We start from the raw sequence: 16,455 nt of genomic DNA, 5'->3' as shown, positions 1-16,455 counted from the left end.
ATGATTCGCTCAGACCTACCTTTATTAAAAAGACGCCTACAACGACAACGGCAAAAAGCCATAGCTCGTTTTAGAGCACAACCTAGGTCTGAGCATCTATTACGTCGCCTCAGTACAGCTACAGATCAATCTCTAACACAACTACTGGCTTTGCTACCCCTACCCTCTGATACGGCTTTAGTGGCAGTAGGTGGCTATGGTCGCCAAGAGCTTTACCCCCACTCCGATGTAGATATACTTATATTACTAGCACGGTCTCCCAATGCAGACGATACCTTTGCCATCGAGTCATTTATTGCTGCGCTCTGGGATGTAGGCATAAAAGCCGCTACAAGTGTGCGCACCATCGCTCAGTGCATAGAAGCCGCAGAGGCGGATATCGCCACACAGACCGCCCAACTCGAAGCTCGCTTTATAGCTGGTGCTCTCCCCTTATTTGATGATCTCCAGGAGCAATTGGAACAACATGTGGATGTGCTCAGTTTCTTTCAAGCTAAACAAGCTGAAATGCGACGACGACATCAACAATACCAAAATACGCCATACGCTCTAGAACCAAACTGCAAAGAATCCCCTGGCGCATTACGTGACCTACAGGTCTTACTCTGGTTAGCCAATGCATCAGGACTAGGAGACAGCTGGCAGGAAATCGCTCAGGCCGATCTACTTAGCCCTGCTGAGCTACGAGCCCTAACTCGTGCCAGCCAAGCATTTATGCGATTACGTATAGAGCTGCACTTATTAACAGGCCGAGCTGAGGATCGGGTTCTTTTTGACTATCAACCCGAGCTAGCCGCTATTTACGGCTTTGACTGCAGCAATAAACAGCGCGCCAGTGAACAGCTCATGCAGCGCTATTATTGGGCGGCTCGTACTGTGCATCAAATGAATACCATATTGATGCAAAGCCTAGAAGAAATCCTCTACGCGCCACCCATTGCCCAGCGTCAGGCTATTGACGACTATTTTGAGGTACGCAATCAACGCCTACACTTGCGTCAGCCACAGGCTTTGCAAGAAAAGCCCCATTTACTGTTACAAACTTTTTTACTTTTGCAACAGCGTGCCGATCTACACAACCTCAGCGCACAAACTTTACGTGCCCTCTGGCATTCGCGACGTTTAGTAGACCAGAAATTCCGAGATAATCCGATCAACCAACGACTATTTATGCAAATTCTAGAGCAACCCAGAGGGGTATTGCACAGCTTACGGCAATTAAATATGCTCAATATTTTGCCCCGCTACATTCCTGAATTTAGGCATATCGTTGGACAAATGCAGCATGATCTATTCCATGTCTATACCGTAGACCAACACACCTTAATGGTGATCAGAAATCTACGTCGCTTTACGATGGCGGAGTATGCCGACGAACATCCGTTGGCCTCCCAACTAATGGACGAATTTGAGCGACCGTGGATTCTTTATATCGCTGCCTTATTTCATGATATCGCCAAGGGCCGAGGCGGCAACCACGCCGAACTAGGTGCTCAAGATGCTCTTGCCTTTTGCCAGCGACATCAGCTCAGCCCCGAGGACACAGAGCTGGTGGTTTTTTTAGTTTACGACCACCTTAGTATGTCTACCGTGGCACAAAAACGTGACATCAGCGACCCTCAAGTTATCCATGACTTTTCCTGCCATGTCAGCACCCCCAGGCGTCTTGCCGCTTTATACTTACTAACAGTGGCAGATATTAAGGGCACCAATCCCAATATCTGGAACTCCTGGAAAGCCAAACTACTGGCCAACCTATACCAACTCAGCCTACGCGCTCTTCAGGGCAGCAATCAGGATGCCTCTGCGGTCTTAGCTCAACGCAAAGCAACTGCCTTGGCCCAGCTACTGGCCAAAGGCATTGCCTCTTCAGATATAGAAAACCTGTGGTCGATATTAGACATCAGTTATTTTTTACGTCACGAAAGTGATGAAATTGCGTGGCATGGTCAAGCCTTACATAAAGCACTACTACACCCCGACCCCGTCGTTGAAACGCGTCAAGTCGGTCGAGGGGGGGAGACCATACAACTCATGATCTACACCCCCGATCGTGATGATCTATTTATGCATATTTGCGCGTTTTTTGATCTGCACCAATTAAGTATTCAAGATGCTCGCATCTACACCACAAACCATGGCTGGGCCTTAGATAGCTTTGTTTTACTATTAGCCAAACATCAAAAATACACGCAGAAGTACGCTCAGGAGCTCTCTACCTCACTCACTCAGTTTTTGCAAAGCCCCACCATTGAATGCTTAGACAGCACTCGCTATTTCATTCATCCTCAATCTAGACGAGCACGTGTCTTTCCTATTGCTCCCACCGTAGACATCCACGCCATGAGAGAGGCTCAAAAATGGAAAATATCGATTGTTTGTGCGGATAGAAAAGGATTACTTTATAGTATTGCTCAAGTTTTTGCAGCGCAGCAAATTAACGTAAAATCCGCTAAAATTATGACTCTAGGCGAACGTGTCGAAGACACCTTTGTCATCCAAAGCGATGATCTCCACCACACCGCATTTTATAAACAATTCGAGCGCGCACTACGCGCTGCCCTCTAGCCTTAGGCATCATGGACGCTTCCTCTTTATTTTTTGATTTCAGCCGCAGCTTTTTATTTACTATTGCGACGCTCTTACCCATGCTCAACCCACCGGCTGCAGCACCGATCTTTCTTACCCTAACCGAAGGGGCTAGCTCCACAGCACGCTCGCGACTCTCCAAAAAAGTCGCTATCAATATTTTTATTATGCTTACTGTTGCGATGGTGGCAGGCCATGTGGTTTTGAACTTTTTCGGGATCTCACTGCCTATCATTCGCATAGGCGGGGGTTTACTCGTCATCGCTACAGCTTGGCGTTTGGTTAGCGCCTCTGACTTTGACGCCGAACAAGCCCAAGACATGGCTGAATCGTACTCATGGGAGCAGGTACGCTCTAAAGCCTTCTATCCACTGACTTTTCCCATGCTCTGTGGCCCAGGTTCATTATCCGCTGCCTTAACCGTAGGTGCTACCTTACACGATAGCAGTGCAGCTGTAGGCGCAACCAAATTAGCTGGCGCAATCCCAGCCGTTGCCATGGCCTGTTTTATTGTGTATTTGTGTTTACGCTTTGCCTCACAGTTTTTATATCGCTTAGGGAGCAATGGTACTGCCGTGGTCATGCGTCTCTCTGCTTTTATTCTTCTGTGCTTAGGTGTACAAATTGTATGGGATGGCCTCTCAGAACTAACCATCAGCTTATTGGTCGAGGCAGCGGCTAGAGTGGCTTCGTATTATTTCTTTTAGGATAGCTGTGTATGCAACAACGTTTTTTCTTGTATAGCGCTGTACTGTGCCTGTTTTCTTTGGCATTCGCTCTGGTGTCACAGCATATTTTTGGGCTACGCCCCTGTGCTTGGTGCGTATTCCAACGTCTTATTTTACTTGGCATTGCCCTGATCTCCCTGCTGGGCTATGTAGCCATGCATTACAAAACCGTCTGGCTTGCCTTTATCTCCAGGCTTTTTATTATGGGTTTAGCAATGGGCGGCGCCCTATCTGCCTGGTATCAATATACAGTAGCAGCAAAGCTCTTTTCCTGCGACATGACCTTTGCCGATCAGGTCATGACAAAAAGCGGCCTAGAGTCATCGATTCCATGGCTTTTTGGCATTTACGCCTCTTGTATGGATGCCGCCGCATCATTATTAGGCATAGACTATGCCGTATGGGCCTTGCTCTTTTTTATATTTATTGGCCTACTTAATCTGATCGCTTTATTTTTTAAACCCGTCAAATAAAACAAAGACCATACAAAAAGAGCCGACTGCAATACCACAGCCGGCTCTTTTTATGCATTTACGATTTAACTGCGTTCCTGCTCTAAAAGATCCAAGTCCTCAAGGCTAATATCACCTGTAACATAATCCCCATTAAAACAAGACGATTCAAATCGATCAAAAGAAGGATTCAAATCACGTAAAGCTTGCTCTAGATCAGCTAAGTCTTGATAGATCAATCCATCAACACCGATCTCCTTAGCTACCTCTTCGGTGGTTTTGTTATAAGCAATTAACTCGGTGCGCAAAGGCATATCAATACCATATACATTTGGATAACGCACCGCAGGTGCGGCAGAAGCAAAAAAGACTTTTTTAGCCCCTGCCGACCGAGCCATCTCTACAATTTCACGACTGGTCGTACCACGCACTATCGAGTCATCAACCAGCAGTACATTTTTACCTTTAAACTCCATCGGAATTGCACTCAGTTTTTGACGCACCGATTTTTTGCGTACCGCTTGGCCTGGCATAATAAACGTGCGACCAATATAGCGATTTTTAATAAAACCTTCCCGGTAGTTTAAATTCAGCTGAGCGGCTAATTGCATAGCTGAAGGACGAGATGAGTCAGGAATAGGCATCACCACATCAATATCAGCTAAACGCAAGTTTTTTGCTAGTTTTGCGCCTAAATACTCACCCATTTTTAGGCGCGCGTCATAGACAGACACACCATCAATCGTAGAGTCAGGACGCGCAAAATAGACATACTCAAACACACAGGGAGATAATTGCGTTTTTTCAGCGCATTGCAAACTCTGTAGTTGTCCATTTAGGTCAATAAAAATGGCCTCACCTGGGGCCACATCACGCTCTAATTGAAAACCACATCCGGTAATAGCCACAGACTCAGAGGCAACCATCCACTCTTTACCCTCTGGCGTTGAGTGGCTACCTAAACACAAAGGTCGAATACCATCAGGATCTCTAAAGGCAATTAAGCCGTAATGAGCAATTTGCGCAATCACGGCATAAGCACCCTTAGCACGATGATGCACCGCTTTGACTGCCTCAAAGATAATGTCCGCCGTTAAGTCCCCTCCATTTGCTGCACGCTGTAATTCATGAGCAAACACATTAAGAAGAACTTCGGAGTCTGAGTTGGTATTGATGTGACGGCGGTCAATACTAAAGAGTTCTTGGCGTAACTGACGCCAGTTACTTAGGTTGCCATTATGAACAAAACTAATACCGAAAGGCGCATTTACGTAAAAAGGCTGCACCTCATCGGCATTTTCTGCGCTATCTGTCGTTGGGTAACGAACGTGGCCCACGCCACTATTACCAAGAAGACTACGCATATTTCGGGTGCGAAACACATCTCGAACTAAACCTGGCCCGCGATGCGTATGAAAAAAATAATCGTTGTAGGTAGTGATTCCTGCTGCGTCCTGACCGCGGTGCTGTAAAAGCAACAAACTATCGTAAATTAATTGATTTACTGGCCCACGACCTACGACACCTACTACTCCTGACATAATGTGTAATCCATAATGTATTAATAAGGTAACCACGATGCCACATGGGGTGGCAAGTATGATTTTATACCGATTACGGCATCAATGGCAGTTTTTGCAAAGCTAGATTCTTGCCACCATGGCTCAGCGGGTATCTGTGTGTAGCCCGCAACGATAACCAAAATCAGGATAAAAACCACGCCTCGCATCAGACCAAAAGCCATGCCCAACCCATGATCAGCAGGGCTAAGACCTGTGTGCTCAATTAAGGCGCTTAGCACCATATTAATTAAGCCTATACCTAATAGCACCCCTACAAAAGTAAGCGCATAGGCAATGGCAGAACGCAATAAGCTACTCTCGACCCAGCCATCCAACCACATAGCCGCATAGGGGCCCCACCAGATAGCGGCTACAAAGGCCGCCACATAAGCCACCAAGGACATCAGCTCTTTCATTAGACCTCTAGCAAAGCCTAATAACCCTGATGCCCCTAAGATAGCTAGGATAAGATAGTCAAAACTACTCACTTGCCGGAAATAAAGCTATTTTCGTAACCCAAAGAGCGTAATCTGGCTTGAGCAGCCTGCGCTGCTTGACGACTAGGAAAGGGCCCCACACGCAATCTATAGGCCGATTTACCCGATACAACAGCGCTTTCTACATAGGCGTTTGAGACCCCAGCAGAAACCAACCGCCCTCGACGTGCATCGGCATCGCTTTGCGAGGAGTAAGCACCCGCTTGTACAATAAAAGAGCCTTGCTGTGCGGCCGCGGCAGAGGTTGTTCTAGGCGGTGGAGTACGACCCTCTAGTAGGGCCAGTGCTACGGCACCATCATCCGTACGAGTCTGCGGAGGAGTGGGTTTTGGTTTTGGCTCGGGCTTTGGTTCGGGTTTAGGCTTTGGCTCGGGCTTTGGTTCTGGAGTTTGATTTACCACCGCTGGAGGAGGAGGTGGCGGCGTCACGGCTACCACAGATGGCGTGGGCTCAATTAAACCTGGATCTTCGGTGTTTTCAACAACATTATTATTAAATACAGGCTGCTCTAAACTTTCAGCAAGACGATATTGTTCCTCGGAAGGAGGAATAATGGAAGGAATCACGGTTACCAGTTGATCTGGTTCATTAGGCGTACTATCAGTTAATAGCACGGGGATCAGGACGATCGCGGCTAATACCAACACTACCGCACCAATTAAACGACGGCGCGCCTTGTTGCGCATCTCTACTAATTGATCGTCGCTAGAGGGCCGACTGCTTTTAGCGGTCGTAGTCTCTTTGCGTGAAAACAGTCCCATGTGTAAAACCTATTTAAACAAAACTAATTACGTTAAGGTACAAAACAAACCCTTTTATTTATGCTTAGAGGCTTATAAACGACCTAAATGCGATAAAACGGGTCCAACAGCAAAAAAAGAACCGAATACCAAAATTCTATCATCATCTGTGGCCAAAGCCTGAGCTTTTACAAAGGCTTGCACCAAATCATCAAATACCAGCACTTGTACTTTAGCCGCCTCAACTAAAGGCTGGTGCACGCGTACAGTAGGTGCAGATACGACAGCATCAGTACTATTATCCGGCTTTTGCTCTAGTAGTAAGGTTTTATTAACTAATTCTGACAGTTCGTTGCCACTGAGCGCTCTAGGGCCTTTTAGGTCAGCACATAGCCAGACATCCACCTGATTAATTAATCGAGCCAATACCGCACTAACATCTTTATCTTTAAACATACCAACCACTGCATAGGTTTTACTGTTTGGAGTCATCGGCATTTGTTGTAGATTTTGGGCTAAAGCACCCGCCGCATGAGGATTATGCGCCACATCCAATATAACAGTTGGCTGACCTGGCAATATCTGCATACGCCCAGGTACGGAAGCACGCAATAGCCCCTCTCGGACTGAACTAGCAGGAACGATCAGTTTCATGCGCAAGGCTTCGAGAGCAGCTAAAGCGGCAGAGGCATTCAGCAACTGATTAACCCCTCTCAGACCTGGATACGCCAACGCAGCACGGCGATGATCTCTGCCGGCAAATGCCCATTGTTGTGCATCACCTGAATAATTAAAATCTACGCCAAACTGCCATAAATCAGCGCCTATTTCATCGGCATAACTTTTGATTTTCTGGGGAGGAATTGGGTCTGCACAAATGGCGGGCTTACCAGGGCGGAAAATATGCGCTTTTTCCCAAGCAATATGCTCTCGATCATCGCCTAAGTATTCAACATGATCAATATCTACACTGGTAATAATGCTGCAATCCGCATCTATGATATTGACCGCATCCAAGCGACCACCTAGACCCACCTCAAAAATCATTACATCCAAGTTAGCCTCTTGGAAGGCACATAACGCAGCCAGTGTAGAGAACTCAAAATAACTCAAGCTATTATCAGCTCGGGCCTGATCAATTTGAACAAACTGACGCACAATCGTTTCATCTGACGCATCGTGCCCATTGATACGAATTCGCTCGTTATAACGAAGCAAATGTGGCGATGTATATAGCCCTACTTTATAACCAGCGGCTAATAAAATAGCCTCTAGCATGGCGCAGGTTGAGCCCTTTCCGTTCGTACCCCCCACCACAATTTTAAGTGCTGAGTTCTCTTTTAACTGCAAACGATCTGCTACCGCACTGATACGAGCCAACCCCATATCGATGGTTTGCGGGTGTAGCGTCTCTAGGTGCGTTAACCAATGTGCTAACGAGCTGTGCTGATCTAAAACGGAACTATGCATAATGTCTCATAAACAAAAAAAGCGGTAGGCGCTAATAATAGCACCTACCGCCTATTATTAAACAGTCTAACGACTATTTACGTCGCGCCGGAGGAATGTCTGTACATGCGCCCAATGAGGCGGCGGCAGCCATCCCCACTGATTCTCCCAAAGTAGGATGCGGATGAATAGTTCTTGCAATATCCACCTGATCCGCCCCCATTTCTATCGCCAAGACAATCTCACTAATCAAGTCTCCAGCCCCAACTCCTACAATACCACCACCTAAAATGCGTTTAGTTTCCGCATCAAACAGTAGCTTTGTGAAGCCCTCGTCTCGATTATTGGCTATAGCTCGACCTGAGGCTTGCCACGGGAATAACCCTTTTTCAATCGCTATACCCTGTGCTTTTGCGTCTTCTTCGGTCAACCCAACCCAGGCAACCTCTGGGTCTGTGTAGGCCACAGAGGGAATTACCCGAGCATCGAAAAATGATTTCTCACCCGCAATGACCTCGGCAGCCACATGGCCCTCGTGAACCGCTTTATGTGCCAGCATGGGTTGGCCCACAATGTCACCAATCGCATAAATATGTGCCACGTTAGTCCGCATCTGATTATCAACAGCAATAAAGCCGCGCTCATCTACACGTACTCCCGCATTTTCTGCACCTATTTTTTTACCATTAGGTGTACGCCCTACGGCTTGCAACACTAAGTCGTAACGCTGCGGCTCTGCTGGTGCTCCTGGGCCCTCGAAAGTAACCCAGATACCATCTTCTTTTGCCTCAGCAGCCACCGTTTTGGTGTTTAACATAATGTTATCAAAACGCGGTTTATTCATGTTTTGCCATACACGTACTAAATCACGGTCAGCACCTTGCATGAGACCTGACTGCATCTCAACCACATCTAAACGCGCGCCTAATCCCGAGTACACCGTACCCATCTCTAAGCCAATAATGCCACCACCAATGATAAGCATTTTTTCTGGCACGGATTTCAGCTGCAATGCACCTGTAGAGTCAACAATACGGGGATCTTCGGGAAGAAAGGGCAATTTAACAGATTGACTACCTGCGGCAATAATGGCAGATTTAAAATCAATAGTCATTGTGCCAGCTACATTTTCAACCTGCAGTTGATTAGGGCCTAAAAAGCGTCCAGTGCCCGTAATAACCTCGACATTCCGTGCCTTGGCCATGCCCGCCAAGCCCTTAGTCAATTTCCCAATTACGCCATCTTTGTAATCGCGTAATTTATTGATATCAATTGTGGCCTCACCAAACTGGATACCTTGGTCAGCTAGCTCTTTAGCCGCTTCGTAAACACCGACGGTATGCAATAGTGCTTTAGATGGGATACATCCTACATTTAGACATACCCCCCCCAAAGTTAGATAACGCTCTACCAGCACCACTTTTAGGCCTAAATCTGCCGCACGGAAAGCGGCAGAATAGCCACCCGGACCAGAGCCAAGTACCAATACATCATACGTGCCATCTGCTGTTGCCGTCGTAGCAGTAGATGCTGTCTGTTGAGGTTTCGCCTTTTTTTCCGCAGCAGCTACTGGCGTAGAGGTGGAGGTTTCCACCCGCACAATCACTGTCCCTTCGGCTACGGTATCACCTACCTTCACCAATACCTCTTTCACCACACCTGCGTGCGAAGAGGGGATTTCCATAGAGGCTTTATCAGACTCCACGGTGATTAGGCTCTGCTCCACATTGATAGTATCGCCTGGACTGACCAAGACTTCGATCACATCCACGCCGTCAAAATCACCAATATTAGGAATAAGAATATCTTGTGTACTCATCGATTACTCCTTAAAGGCTAATGCGACGGAAGTCTGCAAGCAATTGACCCAAGAAGGCATTAAATCGTGCGCCAGATGCTCCATCAATAACCCGGTGGTCATACGACAACGAAAGTGGCAGCATTAAGCGTGGCACGAAATCGTTGCCATTCCAAACAGGCTGCATCGTAGAGCGAGACACACCTAAGATAGCAACCTCAGGGGCATTGATAATAGGAGTAAAGTCTGTCCCACCTATACCACCTAAAGAGGAAATCGTAAAACAACCACCTTGCATTTGTGCGGCTGATAATTTGCCATCACGCGCCAAAGCGGCAAGTTCACCCGTCTCTTTGGCAATCTCTAAAATACCTTTTTTATCGGCATCTTTGATGACTGGTACGACTAAGCCATTTGGTGTATCGGCCGCAAAACCAATGTTGTAGTATTTTTTCAATACTAGATTATCACCATCCAACGACGCATTAAATTCAGGGAATTTTTTCAATGCAGCAACAGCAGCTTTAATCAAAAAGGCTAACATCGTTAAGCGCGCATCATTTCCTGATTTTTTACCCTCTTCATTCACCTGTTTTCGGAAAGACTCTAGCTCGGTAATATCAGCAAGATCGTTATTGGTCACATGGGGAATCATGACCCAGTTTCGATGCAGGTTAGCACCAGAAATTTTCTTAATCCGTGATAGAGGCTGCGTCTCAACTTCTCCAAAGCGAGAGAAATCAACTTTAGGCCAAGGTAAAACCTGGAAATCACCCGATATGCTCGTTACGCCAGCTGTTGGTGCTGCGCCCCCAACCGTTCCACCTGCTAACGCCTGTTTAACAAACTGCCGTACGTCATCTGGGGTAATGCGCCCTTTGCTGCCTGAACCTGTTACTAAGTGCAGGTCCACCCCTAACTCACGTGCAAATTTACGCACAGAGGGGGAAGCATGAGGCAAATTACGCAATGGTACATTTGCATCAGCAAAGGAGGAAGTTGGCGACTCGCGTTTAGGTGAGTCAGAAGCCATAACACCAGCAGGCGCACTAATCACCGATGGAGCGGCTTTGGGTTCTTCGATAGTGACAGCGGGTGCCGTTTCTGTAGAAGCCGCCTTAGCTGGAGCCGAAGCCCCTGCCCCCGCAATCGTTAGCTCAAGAATATCTGAGCCTTGTGAAACCTTATCGCCGACTTTTACCGCGACGCGCTGTACAACACCCGCATGACTAGAAGGGACTTCCATCGAGGCTTTATCTGTTTCTAGCGTAATCAAGCTTTGTTCTTGCTCAATCGTATCGCCCTCTTTGATAAGCACCTCAATCACATCTACATCATGGGCATCACCAATGTCTGGCACACGCACTGTAATCGTTTGTGTCGCAGTCTCTGCCACCGCTTCTTTGGGAGCAGGTGCAGCCACATCTTCTTTGGCTTTTTCGGCAACGGGAGCAGGAGCTGCCTCGGTTTGACCGGCAGCTTCAATCTCTAGAATTACTGAGCCTTGACGTACTTTATCGCCCAGCTTTACTTTAATTGATTTCACCACCCCAGCATGAGAGGCTGGAATTTCCATTGAAGCCTTATCCGACTCAACCGTGATCAAACTATCCTCAACGGCAATGGTATCGCCCTCGTTAACAAGGATCTCGATAACATCTACATCTTCATCACTACCGATATCCGGGACAATGACTTGAATTAATTCACTCATGACTTTCCCCCTTAATTAAACGTGATGAGGATTAGGTTTGTTAGCACTAATGCCATACTTTTCCATGGCCTCAACCACTTTATCCATACTGATCTTACCTTCATCAGCCAAAGCTCTCAGTGCACTTAATGTCACAAAGTAGCGATCTACCTCGAAATGGGAGCGTAGTTTAGAACGGAAATCTGAACGACCGTAACCATCAGTACCCAATACACGGTAAGTGCGATTTTCAGGGATAAAAGCCCGAATCTGATCAGCAAAGGCTTTGACGTAATCTGTAGAAGCAATAATTGGACCGGTAGTTTGCTCTAGTTGTGTTGTCACATAAGGTTTAGGAGCATTCGCATCTTTAGGATTCAACAACGCATAGCGCTCGCAATCCAGACCCTCACGACGTAGCTCCGTAAAGCTAGTTGCACTCCAAACATCAGAGCCAATACCCCAGTCTTTTTGCAATAAATCTTGAGCGGCAATGACTTCACGCAAGATTGTGCCTGAGCCCATTAGCTGTACACGGTGCTCGCCATCGACTGATTTAAATTTGTACATACCACGCAAAATGCCCTCTTCATCACCTTTATTAAGGCCAGGGTGTGCATAGTTTTCATTCATCAGGGTCAGGTAAAAATACACGTCCTCTTGCTTTTCTGCCATGCGATACAACCCATCACGCAAGATCACAGTGACCTCATGCGCAAAAGTAGGATCATAAGACACGCAGTTCGGAATCACAGACGCTTGGATATGACTTTGCCCATCCTCATGCTGCAAGCCTTCGCCATTTAGGGTTGTGCGGCCCGCTGTACCACCTAAAACAAAGCCACGCGCTTGCATATCACCCGCCGCCCACGCTAAGTCACCAAAGCGTTGGAATCCAAACATGGAGTAGTAGATGAAGAACGGAATCATAATGCGATTATTGCTGGAGTAAGACGTTGCCGCCGCAATCCAAGAGCTAAATGCGCCTAACTCGTTAATCCCTTCTTGGAGTAGCTGACCGTTTTCAACCTCACGGTAGTACATCACTTGGTCTTTATCTACTGGGGTATATTTCTGGCCGTCTGGAGCATAAATACCGATTTGACGGAACAAGCCTTCCATACCAAAAGTGCGAGACTCATCAGCCAAAATAGGCACAACACGTGGACCTAACTGTTTATCACGTAACAGCTGATTCAACACACGAACAAAAGCCTGCGTGGTGGAGATTTCTCGGCCTTCTACTGTGGGTTCTAGGGTAGCTTTAAATACATCCAAAGGAGGCGTCGCTAAATGCTCATCCGCTTTAGTACGGCGCTTAGGCAGGTAGCCGCCTAATGCTTGGCGGTGTTCGTGCAGATATTTCATTTCTGGTGAGTCTGCAGCTGGCTTAAAGTAAGGAACTTCAGCCAAGCGATCATCAGGAATAGGAATATTAAAGCGATCACGGAATCCACGTAAGGACTCTACGTCTAGACTTTTCTGTTGATGACTTGGGTTTTTGGCTTGGCCTACATGGCCCATCCCATACCCTTTAATGGTTTTTGCCAAAATTACGGTAGGTTGACCTGTATGTTTTGTTGCAGAATCAAACGCCGCATAAACTTTATACGGATCATGACCACCCCGGTTTAGACGCCAAATATCCTCATCGCTCATGCGACTGACCATCTCTAGCAATTTAGGATGTTTACCAAAGAAATTCTCACGCACATAGGCGCCATCATTGGCCTTATATGCCTGGTACTCACCATCAATGGTGTCTTCCATGACTTGACGCAAAATACCTTCTTTGTCTCGGGCCAATAGTGGGTCCCAGTATCCGCCCCAAATGAGCTTGATCACGTTCCAACCACCACCACGGAACACCCCTTCGAGCTCTTGGATGATCTTGCCGTTACCGCGCACGGGACCATCTAATCGTTGCAAGTTACAGTTCACAACGAAAATCAAGTTGTCTAAGTTTTCACGTGCGGCCAAGCCGATAGCACCTAAAGACTCTGGCTCGTCCATCTCGCCATCACCTAAAAACACCCAAACCTTACGACCAGAGGTATCTGCAATGCCACGTGCGTGTAGGTATTTTAAGAAACGCGCTTGGTAAATCCCCATCAATGGGCCTAGCCCCATCGACACAGTCGGAAACTGCCAAAAATCCGGCATAAGTTTAGGGTGAGGATACGAAGATAAGCCTTTGCCATCGACCTCTTGGCGGAAATTATCTAACTGCTCCTCATCTAAACGGCCTTCTAAGTAAGCGCGGGCATACATACCTGGAGAGGTATGACCTTGGAAATACACCAAGTCACCACCACGCTCATCATTATCGGCTTTCCAAAAATGGTTTTGACCACATTCAATCATAGTGGCTAAAGAGGCAAATGAAGCAATATGACCGCCTAAACCACCACCGTCTTCGGGGGTTTCTTGGTTCGCTTTTACTACCATTGCCATCGCGTTCCAACGAATATAGGAACGAATACGCTCTTCTAGTACCGGATCACCTGGGTATTTGGGCTCTAAGCCAACCGGGATGGTATTAACGTAAGCGGTATGGGGGGAATAAGGAATGCGTGAACCGGAGCGACGTGCTACATCGGTTAAACGTTCAATTAGGTAGTGCGCACGAGCTGGGCCTTCGCGGTCCAATACAGCTTCTAGCGCCTCTAGCCATTCTTTTGTTTCTAAGGCTTCGTCGTTGTCTAAACTAACCGAGTTTTGTACTTGATCAAGAGAGGACATAGGGCGTGTCTCCAGTGAATGAATATGAAGTCCGCTCTGACAAGTTTGGGCAGGATGTACTCATGGATCAAAGGTTGTCAGATGGCACGAACCGCAAACACAATCAGCCGTTATTTTTTGGCTTATGTTTCATCTATTCTATGTAAGAAAAACAAAAGCCTCAAGCAAATTTTCATTTTATGGTAACAGTTTTCATAATGCGGAATAACCCTGTAGCACAGGAGCTTTAATCCCGCTTACAATGTGAGCTGGGCTTTATTTATACTGTTATGGCTAATCATTCAAAAAAGTCGCTCATTCCGACCACTTTCTACGAGCAGGCGCGTCAAAGCCGCCGTGGTGTTTACTGGCTAACTCCGGTCATTGTGCTGGTGTTATATCTTTGTGTTATGGGCGTCTTTTTTTGGTTACAGCGCCTACAAAATGATAGTGTGATGTTCATCACTATTGACCAAGAAATTCGCCAACAGCGGCTCCTGCTCGTAGTTCTAGCCCTTTCCTTTGTGATTGTGGTGAGCCTACTTGCTCTATGGCGTTATACTCGCTTTCGCTCTCATGCCGAAGCCGCTCTCATTGCAGAAACAGGCTTTAGACGGGCCATGGAAAACTCCATGTCCACAGGTATGCGTGTTTTTGATATGTATGGTCGTATTGCGTATGTCAACCCCGCCTTTTGTCGCATGATCGGCTGGAACGAGGCCGACCTCATTGGTCGAACGGCCCCCTTTCCCTATTGGTTACCTGGTCGTCACCAACAGCATCAAGATATTTTAGATCTACTGATGTCTGGGCGCACCCCTAGCTCAGGTCTAGAGGTTGAGGCTCAACGCCGCGATGGCTCACGGTTTACAGCACGCATGTATGTTTCCCCATTACGCGACCCCAATGGCGAGCAAATCGGCTGGATGACCTCTATGACAGACATTACCGAACCCAAACGCATCCGCGAAGCCCTAACTGCTGCGCACGAGCGTTTTATGACTGTACTAGAGGGTTTAGATGATGCCATTTCTGTGGTGGCTGACACCCCCGAGGGGCTAGAGCTTCTCTTTGCTAATCGTACCTATCGCCGAATTTTTGGTGCACAACCGAATGGTCACTCTGAACTCATGGGGGGGCGCTTAGGACGTTTTACAGATGAAACCGTCGAAACCTTTTCACTCTCTGCGCAGCGCTGGTTCGAAGTCCACCATCGTATGTTGGCATGGACGGATGCACGTCGTGTCAGACTGCAGGTGGCACGAGATATTACGGAACGACGCACCCACGAGGAGGCCTCTAGAGTTCAACAAGAGAAAATCCAACTCACCAGCCGTTTAACGACTATGGGCGAGATGGCCTCATCCTTAGCCCATGAGCTCAACCAACCTCTTACTGCTATCAGCAACTACAGCATGGGGGCGGTGGCTATGGTAAAATCGGGGCGTTACAACCCTGACACCTTGGTCGAAGCGCTTGAAAAAGCAGCAGCTCAAGCCGAGCGTGCAGGGAAAATCATCAGTCGTATTCGCGAATTCGTCAAACGCAGCGAGCCACGTCGCCAACAAGTTCCTGTTATGAAAATACTGGACAATGCAGTGGCTTTTGCTGATATTGATGCGCGTAAACGCCAAATCAAGATTGAACTCAGCCTGCCCACCCCCATTCCGGATGTCTTGGCCGATCCTATACTGATCGAGCAAGTGCTCTTAAATCTACTTAAAAACGGAATTGAGGCCATGGAAAACAGTGACTATCCCATATTACATGTGTACGTCACCCCTCTTGAGGGCAATCTATTAGAAATCGCTGTCGTAGATCGCGGTTACGGTCTAAAAGACCCCGAACGTCTCTTTGAGCCTTTTTACAGCACAAAGAACGAAGGTTTAGGTATGGGGCTTAATATTTGCCGCACCATTATCGAATCCCATCATGGACGCTTATGGGCTGTAGATAACCCCGATGGGGGCACCATATTCCGCTTTACTTTGCCCTGTGCGCAACCTCAAAGTCGCATTAGTCAAACCACTCATTCCGAGGAGATTCAAGCATGAGTAGTACCCAAATTCCTTGCACTATCTTTATAGTAGACGACGACGAAGCGGTGCGTGATTCTCTACGTTGGCTCTTAGAGGCCAATGGATATCGCGTTAAATGTTTTGCTGCTGCCGAAGAGTTCTTACAGGCTCCCCAAAACTGTCAATGACTCTATCAACCAAGCCATGT

At 47.3% G+C, this 16,455-nt stretch carries 11 protein-coding genes and 1 pseudogene; 5 read left to right on the top strand and 7 right to left on the bottom strand.

The genetic code is table 11. The features are described from left to right. From Q0Z62_RS05620 to Q0Z62_RS05610, 3 genes are read left to right on the top strand one after another with little or no spacing between them, the layout of a single operon-like run. On the top strand, positions 1 to 2,568 hold the full coding sequence (locus tag Q0Z62_RS05620) for a [protein-PII] uridylyltransferase (RefSeq protein WP_298051951.1): 2,568 nt from the start codon (positions 1 to 3) through the stop codon (positions 2,566 to 2,568). 11 nt (positions 2,569 to 2,579) lie between these two features. Then, entirely contained in the window at positions 2,580 to 3,296 is a 717-nt protein-coding gene (locus Q0Z62_RS05615; RefSeq protein ID WP_298051949.1) for a MarC family protein, read from the top strand. An 11-nt stretch (positions 3,297 to 3,307) separates the two neighbouring features. Beyond that, positions 3,308 to 3,790: a disulfide bond formation protein B gene (locus Q0Z62_RS05610; protein ID WP_298051947.1), complete on the top strand. Its 483-nt coding sequence runs from the start codon at positions 3,308 to 3,310 to the stop codon at positions 3,788 to 3,790. Between the two features lie 65 nt (positions 3,791 to 3,855). On the opposite strand, the gene purF is transcribed toward Q0Z62_RS05610, so the two are convergent. The 7 genes from purF to aceE form a co-directional block, all read right to left on the bottom strand. Continuing rightward, positions 3,856 to 5,310 carry an amidophosphoribosyltransferase gene (purF, locus tag Q0Z62_RS05605; protein WP_298051943.1) on the bottom strand — a complete coding sequence of 485 codons (1,455 nt, stop codon included), beginning with the start codon at positions 5,308 to 5,310 and terminating at the stop codon, positions 3,856 to 3,858. A gap of 20 nt (positions 5,311 to 5,330) precedes the next feature. After that, positions 5,331 to 5,819, bottom strand: a complete 489-nt coding sequence (locus Q0Z62_RS05600) for a CvpA family protein (RefSeq protein WP_269901937.1) — start codon at positions 5,817 to 5,819, stop codon at positions 5,331 to 5,333. After that, positions 5,816 to 6,589, bottom strand: a complete 774-nt coding sequence (locus Q0Z62_RS05595; RefSeq protein WP_298051939.1) for an SPOR domain-containing protein — start codon at positions 6,587 to 6,589, stop codon at positions 5,816 to 5,818. Before Q0Z62_RS05595 ends, Q0Z62_RS05600 begins: the two co-directional genes overlap by 4 nt. A 72-nt stretch (positions 6,590 to 6,661) precedes the next feature. Further along, positions 6,662 to 8,038 (bottom strand): bifunctional tetrahydrofolate synthase/dihydrofolate synthase, encoded by a 1,377-nt coding sequence (gene folC / locus Q0Z62_RS05590; protein ID WP_298051935.1) that lies wholly within the window; start codon positions 8,036 to 8,038, stop codon positions 6,662 to 6,664. A gap of 73 nt (positions 8,039 to 8,111) precedes the next feature. Then, positions 8,112 to 9,836, bottom strand: coding sequence for a dihydrolipoyl dehydrogenase (gene lpdA / locus Q0Z62_RS05585; protein WP_298051931.1), 1,725 nt, complete (start codon positions 9,834 to 9,836; stop codon positions 8,112 to 8,114). Between the two features lie 10 nt (positions 9,837 to 9,846). Then, positions 9,847 to 11,529 carry a dihydrolipoyllysine-residue acetyltransferase gene (aceF, locus tag Q0Z62_RS05580; protein WP_269901933.1) on the bottom strand — a complete coding sequence of 561 codons (1,683 nt, stop codon included), beginning with the start codon at positions 11,527 to 11,529 and terminating at the stop codon, positions 9,847 to 9,849. 15 nt (positions 11,530 to 11,544) lie between these two features. Continuing rightward, positions 11,545 to 14,250 (bottom strand): pyruvate dehydrogenase (acetyl-transferring), homodimeric type, encoded by a 2,706-nt coding sequence (gene aceE, locus Q0Z62_RS05575; protein WP_269901932.1) that lies wholly within the window; start codon positions 14,248 to 14,250, stop codon positions 11,545 to 11,547. A gap of 269 nt (positions 14,251 to 14,519) precedes the next feature. On the opposite strand from aceE, the gene Q0Z62_RS05570 reads away from it, so the two are divergent. Further along, positions 14,520 to 16,283 (top strand): PAS domain-containing sensor histidine kinase, encoded by a 1,764-nt coding sequence (locus Q0Z62_RS05570; RefSeq protein WP_269901931.1) that lies wholly within the window; start codon positions 14,520 to 14,522, stop codon positions 16,281 to 16,283. Next, positions 16,280 to 16,417: pseudogene (locus tag Q0Z62_RS05565) on the top strand (DNA-binding response regulator); the annotation flags it as partial. The gene Q0Z62_RS05570 and the pseudogene Q0Z62_RS05565, both read left to right, overlap by 4 nt. Positions 16,418 to 16,455: the final 38 nt, after the last annotated feature.

It is taken from the genome of uncultured Paenalcaligenes sp. (assembly GCF_947630565.1).
In the GTDB taxonomy this organism is placed as follows: domain Bacteria; phylum Pseudomonadota; class Gammaproteobacteria; order Burkholderiales; family Burkholderiaceae_B; genus Paenalcaligenes; species Paenalcaligenes faecalis.
Note: the sequence above shows the minus strand (reverse complement) of the source record. Positions and strands in the feature narration are given on the sequence as shown.

Excerpts from the sequence above, each read along its gene's own strand:
- Q0Z62_RS05610 (WP_298051947.1), top strand. The coding sequence starts at position 3,308 with ATGCAACAACGTTTTTTCTTGTATAGCGCTGTACTGTGCCTGTTTTCT.
- Q0Z62_RS05595 (WP_298051939.1), bottom strand. The coding sequence starts at position 6,589 with ATGGGACTGTTTTCACGCAAAGAGACTACGACCGCTAAAAGCAGTCGG.
- lpdA (WP_298051931.1), bottom strand. The coding sequence starts at position 9,836 with ATGAGTACACAAGATATTCTTATTCCTAATATTGGTGATTTTGACGGC.
- Q0Z62_RS05615 (WP_298051949.1), top strand. The coding sequence starts at position 2,580 with ATGGACGCTTCCTCTTTATTTTTTGATTTCAGCCGCAGCTTTTTATTT.
- aceE (WP_269901932.1), bottom strand. The coding sequence starts at position 14,250 with ATGTCCTCTCTTGATCAAGTACAAAACTCGGTTAGTTTAGACAACGAC.
- aceF (WP_269901933.1), bottom strand. The coding sequence starts at position 11,529 with ATGAGTGAATTAATTCAAGTCATTGTCCCGGATATCGGTAGTGATGAA.
- Q0Z62_RS05570 (WP_269901931.1), top strand. The coding sequence starts at position 14,520 with ATGGCTAATCATTCAAAAAAGTCGCTCATTCCGACCACTTTCTACGAG.
- purF (WP_298051943.1), bottom strand. The coding sequence starts at position 5,310 with ATGTCAGGAGTAGTAGGTGTCGTAGGTCGTGGGCCAGTAAATCAATTA.
- folC (WP_298051935.1), bottom strand. The coding sequence starts at position 8,038 with ATGCATAGTTCCGTTTTAGATCAGCACAGCTCGTTAGCACATTGGTTA.
- Q0Z62_RS05620 (WP_298051951.1), top strand. The coding sequence starts at position 1 with ATGATTCGCTCAGACCTACCTTTATTAAAAAGACGCCTACAACGACAA.